Below are 20,255 nucleotides of genomic sequence, written 5' to 3' on the forward strand. Positions count from 1 at the left end.
GCATTGCAAAAACTTGCAACAATGATAAACGATATTGTTTCTCAAGTGCGCCTTGCAGGGGAGAGGGTGGGTCTGATAGGCGTTGGGATTCAGGTTTCCAAACCCCGGAAACGCAAAAACCCGCTTTCGCGGGTTTTTGTGAGATTCAAGATCGTGATCTTGAATTTGAATTGGTGCCCAGAAGAAGACTCGAACTTCCACGACCGTAAGGTCACCAGCACCTGAAGCTGGCGTGTCTACCAATTTCACCATCTGGGCTTCATCTTCAGCGTTGCCGCTGTTGATGTGGCGCACTATACGGAGCGCCTTTTGATCTGTAAACCCCTGATTTGATTTTAATAAATCATTTTCAGAAAAAGGCGGGGCGCAGAATGCAAAAAACCCGCTTTCGCGGGTTTTTGTGTGAGTCTTGAAACTGATCTAGTCTCAAACTCGAAATTGGTGCCCAGGAGAAGACTCGAACTTCCACGACCGTAAGGTCACCAGCACCTGAAGCTGGCGTGTCTACCAATTTCACCACCTGGGCATCTCGTCAACGTGTGTACGTCGTCGATGGCGCGCACTATACGGAGCGCCTTTTTAACTGTAAACCCCTGCCAGCAAAAAAAATGATTTTTTTTACCAGCGGTGTTCAAAACGCCCTCCAGGCGTCGATACAAGGCTCCAGACGCGTCTTATATAGTCGGAAATTTCCCGTTTGATGGCGCCTATGCCAAACTAACCCGCATATAGACAAGGTGAAAACTCTCTAATGGCCGATTGGCAGTCCCTCGATCCCGAGGCCGCTCGTGAAGCGGAAAAATATGAAAACCCTATTCCCAGCCGCGAACTGATCCTTCAGCACCTTGCTGATCGGGGTTCGCCTGCTGCCCGCGAGCAACTGGTCGAAGAGTTTGGTCTGACCACAGAAGACCAGATCGAAGCCCTGCGCCGCCGCCTGCGCGCCATGGAGCGCGACGCTCAACTGATCTACACCCGCCGTGGCACTTATGCGCCGGTGGACAAGCTCGACCTGATCCTCGGTCGCATCAGCGGTCACCGCGACGGCTTCGGCTTCCTGGTACCGGATGACGGCTCCGACGACTTGTTCATGAGCCCGGCGCAAATGCGTCTGGTGTTCGATGGCGACCGTGCCCTGGCCCGTGTTTCCGGCCTGGACCGTCGTGGTCGTCGCGAAGGCGTGATCGTCGAAGTGGTGTCCCGTGCCCACGAAAGCATCGTCGGCCGTTACTTCGAAGAAGGCGGTATCGGCTTCGTCGTTGCGGACAACCCGAAGATCCAGCAGGAAGTGCTGGTCACCCCGGGCCGCAACGCCAACGCCCAGATCGGTCAGTTCGTCGAGGTGAAAATCACCCACTGGCCGACTCCGCGCTTCCAGCCGCAAGGCGACGTGATCGAAGTCGTCGGCAACTACATGGCGCCGGGCATGGAAATCGATGTTGCCCTGCGCACCTACGACATTCCGCACGTCTGGCCTGAAGCCGTTCTGAAGGAAGCCGGCAAGCTCAAGCCGGAAGTCGAAGAGAAAGACAAAGAGAAGCGCGTCGACCTGCGCCATCTGCCGTTCGTCACCATCGACGGCGAAGATGCCCGCGACTTCGACGACGCGGTCTACTGCGAAGCCAAGCCAGGTAAGCTGCGCCTGTTCTCCGGCGGCTGGAAGTTGTACGTGGCGATTGCCGACGTTTCCAGCTACGTGAAGATCGGTTCGGCCCTGGACAACGAAGCCCAGGTGCGCGGCAACTCGGTGTACTTCCCCGAGCGCGTGGTGCCGATGCTGCCGGAGCAGCTCTCCAACGGCCTGTGCTCGCTGAATCCACATGTCGATCGTCTGGCCATGGTTTGCGAGATGACCATCTCCAAGTCCGGCGAAATGACCGACTACTGCTTCTATGAAGCGGTGATCCATTCCCACGCTCGTCTGACCTACAACAAGGTCAGCGCGATGCTGGAAACGCCGAAGGCTACCGAAGGTCGCAAGCTGCGCGGTGAATACACCGACGTCTTGCCGCACCTCAAGCAGCTCTACGCGCTGTACAAGGTGTTGTTGGCTGCCCGTCACGTGCGCGGCGCGATCGATTTCGAAACTCAGGAAACCCGAATCATCTTCGGTTCCGAGCGCAAGATTGCCGAAATCCGTCCGACCACCCGTAACGATGCACACAAGCTGATCGAGGAATGCATGCTGGCGGCCAACGTGGCCACCGCCGAATTCCTGAAGAAGCACGAAATCCCTGCGTTGTACCGCGTCCACGACGGCCCGCCACCGGAGCGTCTGGAAAAACTGCGTGCGTTCCTCGGTGAACTCGGCCTGTCCCTGCACAAAGGCAAGGATGGTCCGTCGCCGAAGGACTATCAGGCCTTGCTGGCCAGCATCAAGGACCGTCCGGATTTCCACCTGATCCAGACCGTGATGCTGCGCTCCCTGAGCCAGGCGGTGTACAGCGCTCAGAACGAAGGCCACTTCGGCCTGAATTACGAAGCCTACACCCACTTCACCTCGCCGATCCGTCGTTACCCGGACTTGCTCACGCACCGGGCGATCCGCAGCGTGATCCATTCGAAACAAGACACCCCGCACGTTCGTCGTGCCGGTGCGATGACCATTCCGAAGGCGCGCATCTATCCGTACGACGAAGCAGCGCTGGAGCAACTCGGCGAGCAGTGCTCGATGAGCGAGCGCCGTGCCGACGAAGCGACCCGCGACGTAGTGAACTGGCTCAAGTGCGAGTTCATGAAGGACCGCGTGGGCGAATCGTTCCCGGGCGTGATCACTGCCGTGACCGGTTTTGGTCTGTTCGTCGAACTGACCGATATCTACGTCGAAGGTCTGGTGCACGTCACCGCACTGCCGGGCGACTACTACCACTTCGACCCTGTGCACCACCGCCTGGCGGGCGAGCGCACCGGTCGTAGTTTCCGTCTTGGCGATACCGTTGAAGTGCGCGTCATGCGCGTCGATCTCGACGAGCGCAAGATCGACTTCGAGATGGCTGAAAAAACCATCAGCGCGCCGATCGGCCGCAAGAAGCGTGGCGCCGAGACAACCGCTCCAGCAGCGAAGGTTGTGGAAGAAAAGGCTCCGGCAAAAACCGCCAGCCGTCGTCCGGCCAAGGAAAAGGTTGCCGAGGCTTATCGTCCAAGCGATGCCGTGGCGAAAAACGCCGAACTGCGCAAAAGCCGTGAAATGAAGAAGGCCTTGCTGGCCGACGCCAAAAACGGTGGTAAAGCGGCGTCCGGGGGAAAGACCGGACGGTCGGCGCCTGAAAAGGCCTCCGGCGGCAAGCCAGCCAAACCGAGCAAACACCGTAAAGGCCCGCCGAAAGCGGGTTCCGCTCCAGCCAAAAGTGGCGGGGCGCGTAAACCGAAGGCGAAGTCATGAGTCAGTTGGAAAAAATCTACGGCGTTCACGCGGTAGAAGCGTTGCTGCGTCACCACCCTAAACGCGTCAAGCAGATCTGGCTGGCCGAAAGCCGCAACGATCCGCGCGTGCAGACGCTGATCGAACTGGCCAACGAAAACCGGGTCCAGATCGGTCAGGCCGAGCGCCGCGAAATGGACGCCTGGGTCGAAGGCGTGCACCAGGGCGTGGTGGCGGACGTCAGCCCGAGCCAGGTCTGGGGTGAAGCGATGCTCGACGAGCTGCTCGATCGCACCGAAGGCGCGCCGCTGTTGCTGGTGCTCGACGGCGTGACCGATCCGCACAACCTCGGCGCCTGCCTGCGTTCGGCGGATGCTGCCGGTGCGCTGGCGGTCATTGTGCCAAAAGACAAGTCGGCCACCCTGACCCCTGTGGTGCGTAAAGTGGCCTGCGGCGCGGCGGAAGTGATTCCGCTGGTGGCCGTCACCAACCTTGCGCGCACCCTGGAAAAGCTTCAGCAGCGTGGGTTGTGGATTGTAGGTACGGCGGGTGAGGCCGAAGTCAGCATCTATGACCAGGACCTGACCGGCCCGACCATCCTGATCATGGGCGCGGAAGGCAAAGGCATGCGTCGCCTGACCCGCGAGCATTGCGATTACCTGGTGCATTTGCCGATGGCCGGTAGCGTCAGCAGTCTCAACGTTTCGGTTGCGACCGGCGTGTGCCTGTTCGAAGCCCAGCGCCAGCGCGGTGCCAAGGCCAAGGCGGCGGCTAAAAAGGCTTAAGCCTTACGCCGATTCAAATGTGGGAGCGAGCTTGCTCGCGAAAGCGGAGTGTCAGTCGACAAAAATGTTGCCTGATGTATCGCCTTCGCGAGCAAGCTCGCTCCCACAGGCTTTTATGGCGGGGCAAAATTTCGGTGGCTGTTCAAATAATCACCAATTGCCTTGCACCTCTTCAGTCCCTTCTCTACAATTGCGCCCCTTGCTGTGGCGGCAGGCATGCATGTGCCCCCGCGCCAGCAAGTCCATAAGTGTCATTCACTCCTTGTCTGACCGTTTTTGAGCGGCAGGCTACAACCCGTAAGGAGCATTCATGCGTCATTACGAAATCATCTTTCTGGTCCACCCTGACCAGAGCGAGCAAGTCGGCGGCATGGTTGAGCGTTACACCAAGCTGATCGAAGAAGACGGCGGCAAAATCCACCGTCTGGAAGACTGGGGCCGTCGTCAACTGGCCTACGCAATCAACAATGTTCACAAGGCTCACTACGTGATGCTGAACGTTGAGTGCACCGGCAAGGCCCTGGCCGAGCTGGAAGACAACTTCCGCTACAACGATGCTGTGATCCGTAACCTGGTCATCCGTCGCGACGAAGCCGTTACCGGCCAGTCCGAGATGCTCAAGGCTGAAGAAAACCGCAGTGAGCGCCGTGAGCGTCGCGAACGTCCTGAGCACGATGGCAGCGCCGATGGCGATGACAGCGATAGCGACAGCGACAACAGCGATAACGCTGACGAGTAATCCACGGACCTTTTAAGGAGCCTATCAAATGGCACGTTTCTTCCGTCGTCGTAAATTCTGCCGCTTCACCGCTGAAGACGTGAAGGAGATCGATTACAAAGATCTCAACACTCTGAAAGCCTACGTATCCGAGACCGGCAAAATCGTTCCAAGCCGCATCACCGGTACCAAAGCTCGTTATCAGCGTCAGCTGGCCACCGCTATCAAGCGCGCCCGCTTCCTGGCCCTGCTGGCCTACACCGACAGCCACGGCCGCTGAGACCGGGCAGTCGACAAGTAGCAAAGGATTGAATGCATGCGTGCCTTAGCTGAGTTCATCATGCGCGGCCGTATGCAGGCCACTCTCGTAGTGGCCGGGTTTGCAACATTGCCGTTGTTGTATTGGGTGGGTGCTGCCGCCGGGAGCCTGGTGCTTCTGCGGCGCGGATTGACCGACGCCCTGGGCGTCGTGTCGCTGGGACTGCTGCCGGCATTGATCTGGTGGTTGTATGCCGATGACCCAAGGGCACTTCTCGTGCTGCTGGGTTCTTCGGGGCTTGCGCTGGTGTTGCGCGCAAGCGAGTCCTGGGTCCGTACGCTGCTGGTCAGCGTAGCCATGGGGCTGGTGTTTTCAGTGGTGCTCGGGGCGGCGTTTGCGCCCCAGATCGAGATGCTGGCGCAGGCCTTGGTAAAGGTCATGCCCGCGCTTCTCGGTGATGCCTACCAACAGTTGTCGGTAGACGAGCAGGCGCGTTTCGCGTCGCTGATCGCACCGGTCCTGACCGGCCTGATTGCGGCTTTGTTGCAGATCGTCAGCGTGCTGAGCCTGATTGTCGGGCGTTACTGGCAGGCGTTGTTGTACAACCCGGGTGGTTTTGGTCGCGAGTTTCGCGCCATCCGGATCCCGCTGGGGCCGGCGATGTTACTGCTGGCGTTGATGCTTCTGGGCCCGAATCTCGGTGCACAGATGGCCATGTTGACGCCGTTGTGCAGTGTACCGCTGGTGTTCGCCGGGCTGGCCCTGATTCACGGGCTGGTGGCGCAAAGGCGACTGGCCGGTTTCTGGCTGGTGGGGTTGTACGTGACGCTGTTGCTGTTCATGCAGCTGATCTATCCGTTGCTCGTGGTTCTGGCCATTGTCGACAGCCTGATTGATTTTCGCGGTCGGGTGTCGAAAGACACCGATAACGCGAACGGTGAAGGTTAAAAGTTAAGAGGATTTCCACATGCAACTGATCCTTCTGGAAAAAATCGCCAACCTGGGCAACCTGGGCGACAAAGTAAACGTTAAGGCCGGTTACGGCCGTAACTACCTGCTGCCTTTCGGCAAAGCCACCGCTGCGACCGCTGCCAACCTGGCTGCGTTCGAAGAGCGTCGCGCTGAGCTGGAAAAAGCCGCCGCAGACCGTAAAGCATCGGCTGAAAGCCGTGCTGCCCAACTGGCCGAGCTGGAAGTGACCATCACTGCCACCGCTGGCGACGAAGGCAAGCTGTTCGGTTCGATCGGTACTCACGACATCGCTGACGCACTGACCGCCTCCGGCGTTGAAGTTGCGAAAAGCGAAGTTCGTCTGCCGAACGGCACCATCCGCAACGTGGGTGAATTCGACGTGGCTGTGCACCTGCACGCCGAAGTTGAAGCCACCGTACGCGTTGTCGTGGTAGCAGCTTAAGCAACACCCTGATCGACTGGCGGCTTGTCCGTCAGACGGTTAACATCGGGCACGATCCTGTTTACAGGTCGTGCCCTTTGTCTTTCTGCACTCCCTGCTTTTCCTGATTAAAAAGTGGCCATGAACGAAATCTCCGCTCCCGAGCAATACGATCTGCAAACCGCCGCGCTGAAGGTGCCGCCGCATTCCATCGAGGCCGAACAGGCCGTGCTCGGTGGTCTGATGCTGGACAACAACGCCTGGGAGCGCGTGCTCGATCAAGTCTCCGACGGCGATTTCTACCGACATGACCACCGTCTGATTTTCCGTGCGATCGCCAAACTGGCCGATCAGAACATGCCGATCGACGTCGTGACCCTTGCCGAGCAACTGGACAAGGAAGGTCAGACCTCGCAGGTCGGCGGTCTCGGTTACCTCGGCGAGCTGGCGAAGAACACGCCGTCTGTCGCCAACATCAAGGCCTATGCGCAGATCGTCCGCCAGCGTGCGACGTTGCGTCAGTTGATCGGTATCAGCACTGAAATTGCCGACAGCGCCTTCAACCCCGAAGGTCGCACCGCCGAGGAAATCCTCGACGAAGCCGAGCGGCAGATTTTCGCGATTGCCGAGGCCCGGCCAAAAACCGGCGGCCCGGTGGGCGTGAATGACCTGTTGACCAAGGCCATCGACCGCATCGACACCCTGTTCAACACCGCCGACTCGATCACCGGCCTGTCCACCGGCTACACCGACCTCGACGAGAAGACCAGCGGCCTGCAACCGGCCGACCTGATCATCGTCGCCGGCCGTCCGTCGATGGGTAAGACCACCTTTGCGATGAACCTGGTGGAAAACGCCGTGTTGCGCAGCGACAAGGTGGTGCTGGTGTACTCCCTCGAGATGCCAGGTGAATCGCTGATCATGCGTATGCTGTCGTCCCTCGGTCGTATCGACCAGACCAAGGTGCGTTCCGGCCAGCTGGAAGACGACGACTGGCCGCGCCTGACCTCGGCGGTCAACCTGCTCAACGACCGCAAGCTGTTCATTGATGACACCGCCGGCATCAGCCCGTCGGAAATGCGCGCCCGGACCCGGCGTCTGGTGCGCGAGCACGGCGACATCGGCCTGATCATGATCGACTACCTGCAGCTGATGCAGATCCCGGGTTCCAGCGGTGACAACCGGACCAACGAGATTTCCGAGATCTCCCGATCCCTGAAAGCCCTGGCCAAGGAATTCAACTGCCCGGTAGTCGCCCTGTCGCAGCTCAACCGTTCCCTGGAACAACGTCCCAACAAGCGTCCAGTGAACTCCGACTTGCGGGAATCCGGAGCGATCGAGCAGGACGCCGACGTGATCATGTTCGTGTACCGGGACGAGGTGTATCACCCGGAAACCGAGCACAAGGGCATCGCCGAAATCATCATCGGCAAGCAGCGGAACGGCCCGATCGGCTTCATCCGCCTGGCCTTCATCGGCAAGTACACCCGCTTCGAAAACCTCGCGCCGGGCAGCTACAACTTCGACGACGACGAATAACGCGATCGATCACGTCAGGTGATCAAACAGTTTCTGGGCGATTCGCGGGTTGATGAGTTCCCTCCAGATTCGTTGATGGGGCCGACCAGCCTGTTCTTCGCGCTGTTGAAACGATCGACCGAGCGCACGCTGCTCCAGGGTTTTCAAATGCGCACCCTTGACGCTGTAATCCAGTGCCGCTCGGTCGGGTCTGTCGTAATGAAAGTGGGCCTCCCACAAAGGCGCGTTGTCTGAGCGGTCGTTGATCGAGTAGACATCGAGGAAGGACTTTTCCTTGCCCTTGCCCATTTGTCTGCGTTCCAACGTTTTCACAACCTTCAGCTGTGAATGGTCGAGCAGAAAGCTCAGGCGCAGGACGTCCAGCACCTCCCTGTTTTTGTACATCCGGATCAAAATGCTTTGTCCTTCGGCATCCATTGATTGCGCCGCAGCTTTGAGGCGACGGATCAAGCCAGTGGCGTCGGCGCCCGCTGCTGTTCCGTCGGTGGGTTCTAGGCGTTTCGCCAGATCTGTGAGCCGATCCGTCTCGGCGCCCAGGTATTCGACAATAGAGGTCGGGTTATCCCTTCGGCTTTCCATTTGTCTGGCGTGGGCAACGTACGCATCCATGTTGCCAAGGCGTGCGGACGCTTCGTCCATCAGCTGAAGTTTCGGGATGGGAGTCGCGGCGGGGCGTACCGGTTGCCATTCACCCTCTCTCTTCTTGTACCGTTGAGGCGGGTCGTTCGGTTTGAAGATGTTGGCAACGTTAAGGGTGACGCTGCCATCAGCCGCGGTGTCCGGCACGCCGACCAGTACCTGGTAAGTGCCATGTTGTCGGGTCCGGAACAGCTTTCGCGGAGCGACGACTTCCGTGGCTCCTGCAGTCTGCTCCGGGAGGAAGTCGAAATCGATTTCCTGATCGTAGCTGGGCAGTTCGTGGTTGCTGTCAAACCGGTCATAGATTTCGTTAAGCCGGGCCTCGATTTTCACTTCGAATGCATCCAGCAAGGACAGAGCCTGATTGACGAACTCTGCCCTGGCGGGAGGCGTTGAAGCGATCAATGTCTGCAAGCCGGCCCTGTCGCTTTTGATGTTTTCGATCGAAAGTTGCAGTGCCAGCGGTTCTGAGTAGCCGCGGACGTTATTCAGATCCTGCTTGTGCAAATGCATGGCCATGGCACTGCGCAAACCCTGATCCGGTGGAGTTTGCGGATCATCGGAAATAAGGCGCAGGCAAATGTTGTATTTGCTGGCGTTGATCTGATCCACGGAGGGCAATGCGCGATTCATGTCGTCCATGATCGACACTGCGCTGCGGTCGGTTTTTTGAAGCAGATCCATGACCGCCTGTCGATCGTCCATGATCTTCAGCTTTTTGTTCAGGTGAGCAAGGTTGTGCTTCAGCGATTCAACAGTGATCACATTCAGCGTGGGTAAAACCCTGCGGTCCATGACCGCGAGCAATTTGTTGAGGTAGTCGATTCTGTTGATCTGCTGGGCATGAAGCTCGGTTTTGTAGAGTCCGCCAGCCTTGAGCAGAATCAGCCAGTCCTTGTTTTCGATGAGTGACTTGGCGTAATCGGTCTGCATTCTCGTGTGTTTGATCACATGCACTTCAAGCGCAATCAGCGCGGCTTTCACGGCGTCACTCCCTTCAGGCAGGATTCGGGCGTTGCGCCAGAGTTCGCCGTAGCGCCGTTCGGACGCGACCAGAGCATCGAAGGCATTTCTGACTGGTTCATAGCGTTGCAGCAAATAGCTTTTATTGTCCTGAGCTGTCGGATTGCGGCGCATGCCTCCCATGAGTCCGTCGAGGCTGGCTGTCCAGATGCCTTCGGCACTGCGGGTAACAGCAAGCGATTCGCCGGATCGACTGGCGCGATAGATGTTTTCGCTGTCCGTGGCGACCGGGTCCTTTGGATTGACGACGCGCCACACCCTGCGCCCGGCCGAGGATGCGTCAACGTCACGCAGCACCTGATGAGCGTGGTTTTCAACGACCAGGTAGCGTTTGCCTTCGAAGCTGTGCAGGCCGTCGCTGTCAGGCGTAACTGCGGAGAAATCCAGTGTTGTCCTGAAGGGTTCCAGGCGGCTGGAGCTTAACGGGACAGAATGCCCCTCCAGGTCATCCAGCAGCGGGTGCCAGCGCCTGGTGTCGGGGTCCTGATAGAGAATCGGGCCCGAGGGTTTCAGCTCGCTCCTGAGTCTGGCTCGGTAAAGACCGCTGTCCGGGTCCAGGCCGATGTACAGGATCGCACCGTCGTGTGTGTCGACGAAAAGACGCCCCTTGAAGGATCTGAAGCCCGACGCGTCGGCGGGCGGAAGCTGGGCGCCGGGACTGATTCTGTACATTTCCAAGGCGTGCCGGGAGCTTGTGGCAGGGAATGGTGCATCGAGTTCGTTGACGACCACCGCTGGGTCGGAATTTATGGTGTCCAGCTGGGCGTTTGCGGCACCACTGTTTCGTGTCGGAGTAATGACGGGAGAGTGCGCGGCAGGCGGGATGTGAAGCATGGGCGCGCGATGCGTGGGCGTGTCGTTTGCAGGGCGTGAAGGCAAATGATGCACTTCGGCGGTGGTAATACCGATGGACGGTGGTTTTACAGGCATGGGCATTCATCCTTGAATGAGTTACGGAACCTTCGTTTTCTGCCGGTTGCATGACAGGCGGGCGGCTGGAAGAGAAACCGACCACAGTCGTCGGAATTGGTCAAAATTTGTGCTATATTCCGCGCCCGCGATTTTTCATCTCAACACCGGTCGTCGACATGCAAGCAGCCAAGCCGTTATTTGACTATCCAAAATACTGGGCCGAATGTTTCGGGCCGGCGCCATTCCTGCCGATGAGCAGGGAGGAGATGGATCAGCTTGGCTGGGATTCCTGCGACATCATCATTGTTACGGGAGATGCCTACGTCGATCACCCGTCATTCGGCATGGCGATCATCGGCCGGCTGCTGGAGTCGCAAGGCTTCCGCGTCGGGATCATCGCGCAGCCGAACTGGCAGTCCAAAGACGACTTCATGAAGCTCGGCGAGCCGAACCTGTTCTTCGGCGTCGCGGCCGGCAACATGGACTCGATGATCAACCGCTACACCGCCGACAAGAAAATCCGTTCCGACGACGCCTACACCCCGGGTGGCATGGCGGGCAAACGTCCGGACCGCGCGAGCCTGGTTTACAGCCAGCGCTGCAAGGAAGCCTACAAGCACGTGCCGATCGTGCTCGGCGGCATCGAAGCCTCCCTGCGCCGCATCGCCCACTACGACTACTGGCAGGATCGCGTGCGCAACTCGATCCTGATCGACGCCAGCGCCGACATCCTGCTGTACGGCAACGCCGAGCGGGCGATTGTCGAAGTCGCCCAGCGTCTCTCCTACGGTCACAAGATCGAAGACATCACCGATGTGCGCGGCACCGCGTTTATCCGTCGCGACACTCCGGCGGGCTGGTACGAAGTCGACTCCACGCGCATCGACCGTCCGGGCAAGATCGACAAGATCATCAACCCGTACGTCAACACCCAGGACACTCAGGCTTGCGCGATCGAGCAGGAGAAGGGGCCGGTTGAAGATCCGGAAGAAGCCAAGGTCGTGCAGATCCTGGCCAGCCCGAAAATGACCCGCGACAAGACTGTGATCCGCCTGCCGTCGATGGAAAAGGTGCGTAACGATCCGGTCCTGTACGCCCACGCCAACCGCGTGCTGCACCTGGAAACCAACCCGGGCAACGCCCGTGCGCTGGTGCAGAAGCATGGCGAGATCGACGTCTGGTTCAATCCGCCGCCGATTCCGATGACCACTGAAGAAATGGACTACGTGTTCGGCATGCCTTACGCACGTGTTCCGCACCCTGCGTACGGCAAGGAAAAGATCCCGGCCTACGACATGATCCGTTTTTCGGTGAACATCATGCGTGGCTGCTTCGGTGGCTGCACCTTCTGCTCGATCACCGAGCACGAAGGCCGGATCATCCAGAACCGTTCCGAAGAGTCGATCATTCGCGAAATCGAAGAGATCCGCGACAAGGTGCCGGGATTCACCGGCGTCATCTCCGACCTTGGCGGCCCGACCGCGAACATGTACCGCATCGCCTGCAAGAGCCCGGAAATCGAATCCGCGTGCCGCAAGCCGTCCTGCGTGTTCCCGGGCATCTGCCCGAACCTGAACACCGACCACTCGTCGCTGATTCAGCTGTACCGCAGCGCCCGTGCGTTGCCGGGTGTGAAGAAGATCCTGATCGCCTCCGGCCTGCGTTACGACCTCGCGGTCGAGTCGCCGGAGTACGTCAAGGAGCTGGTGACCCACCACGTCGGTGGTTACCTGAAGATCGCCCCGGAACACACCGAGGAAGGTCCGCTCAACCAGATGATGAAACCGGGGATCGGCACCTACGATCGCTTCAAGCGCATGTTCGAGAAGTACACCAAGGAAGCCGGGAAAGAGCAGTACCTGATTCCGTACTTCATCGCCGCGCACCCGGGCACCACCGACGAAGACATGATGAACCTGGCCCTGTGGCTCAAGGGCAACGGCTTCCGTGCCGACCAGGTGCAGGCGTTCTATCCGTCGCCGATGGCCACCGCCACCGCGATGTACCACTCCGGCAAGAACCCGCTGCGCAAGGTCACCTACAAGAGCGACGGCGTGACCATCGTCAAGAGCGAGGAGCAGCGTCGTCTGCACAAGGCGTTCCTGCGTTATCACGACCCGAAAGGCTGGCCGATGCTGCGTGAAGCGCTGACCCGCATGGGTCGCGCCGACCTGATCGGGCCGGGCAAGAACCAGTTGATCCCGCTGCACCAGCCGGCCACCGACAGCTACCAGAGTGCCCGTCGCAAGAACTCGACCCCGGCTGGCAGCCACAAGGTCGCGAAAGAGAAGACCACCAAGATCCTCACCCAGCACACCGGTCTGCCTCCACGCGCCAGCGACGGCGGCAATCCTTGGGACAAGCGTGAACAGGCCAAGGCCGCGGCATTCGCCCGCAACCAGCAGGCCGCCAAGGAGCGCAAGGAAGCCGCGAAAGGCAAAGGGCCGAAACCGGCACGCAAGCCGGTCGTACCGCGCTAAAACGCACTTGAGCTGAACAGAACGCCAACCTTCGGGTTGGCGTTTTGCTGATCGTTCCCACGCTCTGCGTGGGAATGCCTCTAGGGACGCTCTGCGTCCAGTGACGCAGAGCGTCACGGGCTGCATTCCCACGCAGGAGCGTGGGAACGATCACGGGAGAGGGTCAGGGGAAGGGGCTCTTCGCAACATTTGCGTGCAACTGTGCCAAACCATTTCACCGCATCGCCCGATTTTGGTGCTGTACTGCCCTAAGCATTCCGGGAAAGCGCCCAAGCCTCTGCATGGCATAAGTCTTGCGCGCTTTCGAATACGCTTGGGCTCGCAGGAGGCACGCCGTGTCGATTCATGTCGCATTGCATCACGTCACGCATTACCGCTACGACCGCGCTGTCGAACTCGGCCCGCAGATCGTGCGTCTGCGCCCGGCTGCTCACAGCCGCACGCGGATTCTGTCTTATTCACTGAAAGTCTCGCCCGAGCAGCACTTCATCAACTGGCAGCAGGATCCTCAAGGCAACTACCTTGCACGGCTGGTGTTCCCCGAGAAAACCGCCGAGTTGCGAATCGAGGTCGATCTGCTGGCCGAGATGGCGGTGTTCAACCCGTTCGACTTTTTCCTCGAGCCCTACGCCGAGAAAATCCCCTTCGCCTACGCCGCCGATGAGCGCAAGGAGCTGGCGCCGTACCTCGAAACCCTGCCGCTGACGCCGAAATTCAAGGCCTATCTGGACGCCATCGACCGTACGCCGCTGCCGGCCGTGGACTTCCTGGTGGCGCTCAACCAGCGTCTGAGCGAAGACATCAATTACCTGATCCGCATGGAGCCGGGCGTACAGACCCCGGAACACACCCTCGAGCATGCCTCCGGCTCCTGCCGCGATTCGGCGTGGCTGCTGGTGCAACTGCTGCGCAATCTCGGGCTGGCGGCGCGTTTCGTCTCCGGTTACCTGATTCAACTGACTGCCGACGTGAAAAGCCTCGACGGCCCTTCCGGCACCGAAGTGGACTTCACCGACCTGCACGCGTGGTGCGAGGTGTATTTGCCCGGCGCCGGCTGGATCGGCCTTGATGCGACCTCCGGATTGTTCGCCGGGGAAGGGCATATCCCGCTGGCCTGCAGTCCCGATCCGTCCTCGGCGGCGCCGATCAGCGGTCTGGTGGAGCCTTGCGAATGCGAGTTCAGCCACGAAATGTCCGTGGAGCGGATCTGGGAAGCACCCCGGGTCACCAAGCCCTACACCGATGAGCAATGGCTGGCGATCCAGGCGCTGGGCCGGCAGATCGATGCCGACCTGCTCGAAGGCGACGTGCGCCTGACCATGGGCGGCGAACCGACCTTTGTGTCCATCGACGACCCCGACGGTGCCGAATGGAATACCGCTGCGCTGGGCCCGGACAAGCGTCGGCTATCCGCCGAACTGTTCCAGCGCATGCGCAAGCATTACGCGCCCAAGGGGTTGGTGCATTTCGGCCAGGGCAAGTGGTATCCGGGGGAGCAGCTGCCGCGCTGGTCGCTGAATTGCTACTGGCGCCGCGACGGCGTGCCGATCTGGCACAACAACGCATTGATTGCCGATGAGCAGCAGGATTACGGCGCCACGGGTGAACTGGCCGGGCGCTTTCTGGCGAGTGTCGCCGAACGCCTGAAACTGCCGACACGCTTCGTATTCCCGGCCTACGAAGACAATTTCTACTACCTCTGGCGCGAAGGCGCCTTGCCGAGCAACGTCAGCGCCGAAGACTCGCGCCTGGAGGAACCGCTGGAACGTGCGCGACTGCGCAAGGTGTTCAGTCAGGGGCTGGACAAGGTCATCGGCCAGGTGCTGCCGCTGGCGCGCACCGCCAAGGGCGATCAATGGCAGAGCGGGCGCTGGTATCTGCGTGACGAGCATTGCCGGTTGGTGCCGGGGGATTCACCGCTCGGCTATCGCCTGCCACTGGGTTCGCAGCCCTGGGTGAAGGCGGCAGAGTATCCGTTCATTCATCCGAACGATCCGAATCAGGACTTCCCCGAACTGCCCGAAACATCGCAGCTCAACGAACACGGCGAGCCCGCTCCGGCGGACGAGCGTGTGCCGAAGATCGACGAGTCCGCCGACTGGCTGACCCGCACCGCGTTCTGCGCCGAGGCCAGGGAAGGCCGGTTGTACCTGTTCATGCCGCCGCTGGAGCGGGTCGAGGATTATCTGGAGCTGGTGGCCGCCATCGAAGCCACCGCCGAGGAGCTGCACTGTCCGGTGTTGCTGGAAGGCTACGAGCCGCCGAGCGATCCGCGCCTGAGCAATTTCCGCATCACCCCGGATCCCGGCGTGATCGAGGTCAACGTGCAGCCGTCGGCGACCTGGGACGAGTTGGTCGAGCGCACCGAATTTCTGTACGAAGAAGCGCGCCAGACCCGACTGTCCACCGAGAAATTCATGGTCGATGGACGACACACCGGCACCGGCGGCGGTAACCATTTCGTGCTCGGTGGCGCGACACCGGGCGATTCACCGTTTCTGCGCCGTCCGGACCTGCTGCGCAGCCTGATCAGCTACTGGCACAACCATCCTTCGCTGTCCTACCTGTTTTCCGGCCTTTTCATCGGCCCGACCTCTCAGGCACCGCGAGTCGATGAAGCGCGCAACGATGCGCTGTATGAGCTGGAAATCGCTTTCGCGCAAATGCCGGCACCGGGAGAAGACTGCCCGCCGTGGCTGGTGGATCGACTGTTGCGCAATCTGCTGATCGACGTCACCGGCAACACCCATCGCGCCGAGTTCTGCATCGACAAGCTGTATTCACCGGATGGCGCCACCGGGCGCCTCGGTCTGCTGGAGTTGCGCGCGTTCGAGATGCCGCCCCATGCGCGCATGAGCCTGGCTCAGCAGCTGTTGTTGCGGGCGCTGGTGGCGCGGTTCTGGCGCGAGCCTTATGCGCCGCCGAAACTGGTGCGCTGGGGCACGGAACTGCACGACCGCTTCCTGCTGCCGCATTTTATCGAGCAGGACTTTGCCGACGTCATCGTCGAACTCAACAACGCCGGTTATCCACTGCGCGCCGAATGGTTCGCGGCGCATCTTGAGTTTCGTTTCCCCAAGGTCGGCGACTACGCCGTCAACGGTATCGAGCTGGAATTACGTCAGGCCCTTGAACCCTGGCATGTGCTGGGCGAGGAGGGCGCGGCGGGCGGTACGGTGCGCTACGTCGACTCATCGCTGGAGCGTTTGCAGGTCAAGCTTACGGGGCTGCCGCCGCAGCGTTATCTGCTGACCTGCAATGGCATCCCGGTGCCGCTGCAATCGACCGGGCGGGTCGGCGAGTTTGTCGCCGGAGTGCGTTTCCGCGCGTGGCAACCGGCCAACTGCCTGCAACCGACGATCCCGGTGCATGCGCCGCTGGTGTTCGACTTGCTCGACACCTGGATGCAACGTTCGCTGGGCGGCTGCCAGTACCACGTCGCGCATCCGGGCGGGCGCAATTACGAAACGCTGCCGGTCAACGCCAACGAAGCAGAGAGCCGGCGCATGGCGCGTTTCTTCCGCATCGGACATACGCCGGGGAAACTTCCAATACCGAACCTGACAACCTCCGACGAGCTACCGATGACTCTCGATTTACGACGTTTTTGATTCGTACACGACCCCCGGATTTTTCGTATATCCGGGCGTCATGTGCCTGCGTTAGTCTGACCGCTCCTTGCCGGCTGCCGAGCTTTCCATGCCTGACCTGCTTGACCGCTACCCGCTGACAGCGGGCACCTATCACGAACTGCTCGACGACAGCGGGGCGGTGCGCCCGCACTGGCGGCGACTGGTCGACCAATTGCAGCGCAGCACCCCGGCGCAACTGGTGCAGCGTCAGGCGTTGCTGACCCGGCAGATTCAGGAAAACGGTGTCACCTACAACGTGTATGCCGATCCCAAGGGCGCGGATCGTCCGTGGGAGCTGGATCTGCTGCCTCACGTCATCGCTGCCGATGAGTGGCAACAACTGTCGGCCGGAATCGCCCAGCGCGCGCGGCTGCTCAATGCGGTGCTGGCGGACCTGTATGGCCCGCAGCAGTTGATCCGCGAAGGCTTGCTGCCGGCGGAGCTGGTGTTCGGCCATAACAACTTCCTCTGGCCCTGTCAGGGCATTGCGCCGCCGGACGGGGCCTTTCTGCATCTGTATGCCGTGGATCTGGCGCGCACACCGGACGGGCGCTGGTGGGTGACGGCGGATCGTACCCAGGCGCCATCCGGCGCCGGTTACGCGCTGGAAAATCGCACCATCGTGTCCCGCGCCTTCCCCGAGTTGTATCGGGATCTGAAAGTCCAGCACCTGGCCGGATTCTTCCGCACGTTGCAGGAAACGCTGGCCCGTCAGGCTCCCTGCGACGATGACGCGCCCCTGGTGGTGTTGCTGACCCCAGGTCGTTTCAACGAAAGCTATTTTGAGCATCTCTATCTCGCCCGCCAGCTCGGTTATCCGTTGGTGGAGGGCGGTGACCTGACAGTGCGTGATGCCACGGTCTACCTGAAAACCCTCAGCGGCCTGCGCCGGGTGCACGCGATCATGCGTCGGCTCGACGATGACTTCTGTGATCCGCTGGAGTTGCGCACGGATTCGGCGCTCGGCGTTCCGGGATTGCTGGAGGCGGTGCGTCAGGGCCGGGTGCTGGTGGCGAACGCGCTGGGCAGCGGCGTGCTGGAGTCGCCGGGGCTGCTAGGTTTCCTGCCAAAGATCAATCAGTACCTGTTCGGCGAAGAACTGATCCTGCCGTCCATTGCCACGTGGTGGTGCGGCGAAGCGCCGGTGTTGGCCCAGGCCCTGGAAAAACTGCCGGAGCTGTTGATCAAACCGGCGTTCCCATCGCAAAGCTTCACACCGGTGTTTGGTCGGGATCTGAGCGAAAAACAGCGTGAAAGTCTCGCCGCGCGCATGCAGGCCCGCCCTTATGCCTATGTCGCGCAAGAACTCGCCCAGTTGTCCCAGGCGCCGATCTGGCAGCCCGAGGACGGGCAACTGCAACCTCGGGCGATCGGCATGCGCATGTACGCGGTGGCCAGTCACGATGGTTATCGGGTGCTGCCCGGTGGCCTGACCCGGGTCGCAGCCGAAGCCGATGCCGAAGTGGTGTCGATGCAGCGCGGTGGCGCGAGCAAAGACACCTGGGTGCTGGGGGATCGGCCGCCGAGCGGGGAACAATGGAAAGCCCAGCGCAACATCGGCGTGCCCGATCTGGTGCGCCGCGATCCGTATCTGCCGTCGCGGGTGGTGGAAAACCTGTTCTGGTTCGGCCGTTATTGCGAGCGTTGCGACGACAGCGCGCGGCTGCTGCGGATCATGCTCGCGCGATACGTCGACGGCGATGACCCGCAAGCCTTGCAGGCCGCCGTGGATCTGGGCGAGCGGCTGATGCTGCTGCCGGATGAGGGTGAGCTGCCGGAGCGTTTGCTCGCGGCACTGCTTGGCGAGGACTGGTCGTTCAGCCTGCGTTCCAACCTGCAACGTTTGCAGTGGGCGGCATCGCAGGTGCGCGGCAAGCTCTCACGGGAAAACTGGCAGGCATTGGTGGAACTGCAACGCGAGGCTTCGGAGCTGGACACCGACGAACCGGATTTCGGCGAGCTGCTGGATTTTCTCAACCGGTTGGTGATGTCGCTGGCGGCGCTGTCCGGGTTTGCCCTCGACGACATGACCCGTGACGAAGGCTGGCGCTTCCTGATGATCGGCCGGCGGATCGAGCGCCTGCAATTTCTCAGCAGCAGCCTGGCGGGTTTCCTGCGTGGCGCCGGGGCGTTCGATCAGGCCGGGCTTGAATGGTTGCTGGAGCTGGGCAACAGCAGCATCACCTATCGCTCGCGTTATCTGGCGGTGGCGCAGTTGATTCCGGTGCTCGACCTGTTGCTGCTGGACGAGCAGAACCCCCATGCGGTGCTGTTCCAGTTGAAACTGGTGACCCGCACCCTGAAGCGGCTGAATGATGACTTCGGTGTGCCGAGAGAGGCTGGGTTGCCGCCGCTGGTCGAGCGTCTGGCGCGCTTCGATCTGAGCTGTCTGGAGAATCCGCTGTTCGGTGAATCCAGCGTGCGCGCGGCCCTCGACGGTCTGGCAGACCTGCTGCAGGAAATCGCCGACGCCAGCAGTCAGGTATCCGATCGTCTGGCCCTGCGCCATTTCGCCCATGTTGATGATGTCAGCCAGCGCACGGTGTCCGTCTGATGAGCGCCCATTACCAGATCCTTCACGACACCTGCTATCGCTACGACAGCCCGGTGTCCCTGGCCCAGCAACTGGCGCATCTGTGGCCGCGCGAATGCGAGTGGCAGCGCTGCACCGAGCAGCAATTGCTGATCAGTCCGGAGCCGACCACCCGCCGTGACGAGCAGGATGTCTTCGGCAATCCGCTGACTCGCCTGGCTTTCGAACGGCCTCACGATGAGTTGCAGGTCAACGCACGGCTGACGGTCGAAGTGCTGGCGCGGCCCGTGGTGGATTTCCATCAGTCACCGGCCTGGGAACTGACCCGTAATGCGCTGACCTACAGCAGCCAGCCGCTGTCCGCCTCGTTGCTGGAAGCCTGTCGCTATCGATTCCAGTCGCCCTACGTGCATCTGAAGCGCAGCTTCGTCGAGTTCTCGGAAAGCTGTTTCCCGGCTGGCAGACCGTTGATGCTGGGTGTGCAGGCCCTGATGCAGAAGATCTTCAGCGAATTCACCTTCGATGCCGAAGCGACGCAAGTAGCGACGCCGCTGGTGGAAGTGCTCGAGCGCCGACGCGGCGTCTGTCAGGACTTCGCACACCTGATGCTCGCCTGTGTGCGCTCACGCGGGTTGGCGGCGCGTTACGTCAGCGGCTATCTGTTGACCCAACCGCCACCGGGGCAGCCACGGTTGATCGGCGCCGATGCGTCCCATGCCTGGGTCTCGGTGTTTTGCCCGGTGCTGGGCTGGGTGGATTTTGATCCGACAAACAATGTGCAGCCGGCACTGGAGCACATCACCCTGGCTTGGGGACGGGATTTTTCCGATGTTTCGCCGTTGCGCGGGGTGATTCTGGGGGGAGGAAGCCATGATCCGGAGGTGCGGGTCACGGTGATGCCACTGGAGGAATAGAAAACAATTGTGGGAGCGAGCCTGCTCGCGATGACAGTGGGTCAGTCACATCCATTTCAGATGTGCC

Annotated in this window: 12 protein-coding genes, 2 tRNA genes and 1 pseudogene; 11 read left to right on the forward strand and 4 right to left on the reverse strand. The window is 60.8% G+C overall.

Features of this window, described 5'->3' with window-relative positions; all coding sequences use genetic code 11:
* Positions 1-171: 171 nt before the first annotated feature.
* Positions 172-258 (reverse strand) — tRNA-Leu (locus tag AC0R79_RS03815).
* Positions 259-439: 181 nt separating this feature from the next.
* Positions 440-526 (reverse strand) — tRNA-Leu (locus AC0R79_RS03820).
* Positions 527-751: 225 nt separating this feature from the next.
* On the opposite strand from AC0R79_RS03820, the gene rnr reads away from it, so the two are divergent.
* Both rnr and rlmB read left to right on the forward strand, forming a co-directional pair.
* Complete coding sequence (rnr, locus tag AC0R79_RS03825; RefSeq protein WP_221535375.1) at positions 752-3,382, forward strand: ribonuclease R; 2,631 nt, start codon at positions 752-754, stop codon at positions 3,380-3,382.
* On the forward strand, positions 3,379-4,146 hold the full coding sequence (gene rlmB / locus AC0R79_RS03830; RefSeq protein WP_007950704.1) for a 23S rRNA (guanosine(2251)-2'-O)-methyltransferase RlmB: 768 nt from the start codon (positions 3,379-3,381) through the stop codon (positions 4,144-4,146). Before rnr ends, rlmB begins: the two co-directional genes overlap by 4 nt.
* A gap of 20 nt (positions 4,147-4,166) precedes the next feature.
* Here the strand turns inward: rlmB and AC0R79_RS03835 are convergent.
* A pseudogene (locus tag AC0R79_RS03835) lies at positions 4,167-4,253 on the reverse strand (metal ABC transporter ATP-binding protein); the annotation flags it as partial.
* Positions 4,254-4,456: 203 nt separating this feature from the next.
* Between AC0R79_RS03835 and rpsF the strand changes: the two are divergent.
* The 5 genes from rpsF (at position 4,457) to dnaB (ending at position 8,055) form a co-directional block, all read left to right on the forward strand.
* Positions 4,457-4,885, forward strand: coding sequence for a 30S ribosomal protein S6 (gene rpsF, locus AC0R79_RS03840; protein ID WP_007950702.1), 429 nt, complete (start codon positions 4,457-4,459; stop codon positions 4,883-4,885).
* A gap of 28 nt (positions 4,886-4,913) precedes the next feature.
* Positions 4,914-5,144, forward strand: a complete 231-nt coding sequence (gene rpsR, locus AC0R79_RS03845; protein ID WP_002551829.1) for a 30S ribosomal protein S18 — start codon at positions 4,914-4,916, stop codon at positions 5,142-5,144.
* A gap of 36 nt (positions 5,145-5,180) precedes the next feature.
* Positions 5,181-6,071 (forward strand): hypothetical protein, encoded by an 891-nt coding sequence (locus AC0R79_RS03850; protein ID WP_474733270.1) that lies wholly within the window; start codon positions 5,181-5,183, stop codon positions 6,069-6,071.
* A 19-nt stretch (positions 6,072-6,090) separates the two neighbouring features.
* Positions 6,091-6,537 (forward strand): 50S ribosomal protein L9, encoded by a 447-nt coding sequence (rplI, locus tag AC0R79_RS03855; RefSeq protein WP_003186385.1) that lies wholly within the window; start codon positions 6,091-6,093, stop codon positions 6,535-6,537.
* Positions 6,538-6,657: 120 nt separating this feature from the next.
* Positions 6,658-8,055: a replicative DNA helicase gene (dnaB, locus tag AC0R79_RS03860; protein WP_007950700.1), complete on the forward strand. Its 1,398-nt coding sequence runs from the start codon at positions 6,658-6,660 to the stop codon at positions 8,053-8,055.
* A gap of 9 nt (positions 8,056-8,064) precedes the next feature.
* Here dnaB and AC0R79_RS03865 read toward each other — a convergent pair whose 3' ends face one another.
* Positions 8,065-10,647: a hypothetical protein gene (locus AC0R79_RS03865; RefSeq protein WP_474733272.1), complete on the reverse strand. Its 2,583-nt coding sequence runs from the start codon at positions 10,645-10,647 to the stop codon at positions 8,065-8,067.
* Between the two features lie 158 nt (positions 10,648-10,805).
* Here AC0R79_RS03865 and AC0R79_RS03870 point away from each other — a divergent pair, with 158 nt between their 5' ends.
* The 4 genes from AC0R79_RS03870 (at position 10,806) to AC0R79_RS03885 (ending at position 20,188) form a co-directional block, all read left to right on the forward strand.
* Positions 10,806-13,109, forward strand: a complete 2,304-nt coding sequence (locus tag AC0R79_RS03870) for a YgiQ family radical SAM protein (protein WP_007950699.1) — start codon at positions 10,806-10,808, stop codon at positions 13,107-13,109.
* Positions 13,110-13,444: 335 nt separating this feature from the next.
* Positions 13,445-16,720 (forward strand): transglutaminase family protein, encoded by a 3,276-nt coding sequence (locus AC0R79_RS03875; RefSeq protein WP_474733275.1) that lies wholly within the window; start codon positions 13,445-13,447, stop codon positions 16,718-16,720.
* Between the two features lie 88 nt (positions 16,721-16,808).
* Positions 16,809-19,295, forward strand: a complete 2,487-nt coding sequence (locus tag AC0R79_RS03880) for a circularly permuted type 2 ATP-grasp protein (protein WP_474733276.1) — start codon at positions 16,809-16,811, stop codon at positions 19,293-19,295.
* Positions 19,295-20,188 (forward strand): transglutaminase family protein, encoded by an 894-nt coding sequence (locus AC0R79_RS03885; protein ID WP_127796758.1) that lies wholly within the window; start codon positions 19,295-19,297, stop codon positions 20,186-20,188. Before AC0R79_RS03880 ends, AC0R79_RS03885 begins: the two co-directional genes overlap by 1 nt.
* Positions 20,189-20,255 lie beyond the last annotated feature (67 nt).

Source organism: Pseudomonas sp. HD57-3, assembly GCF_056113135.1.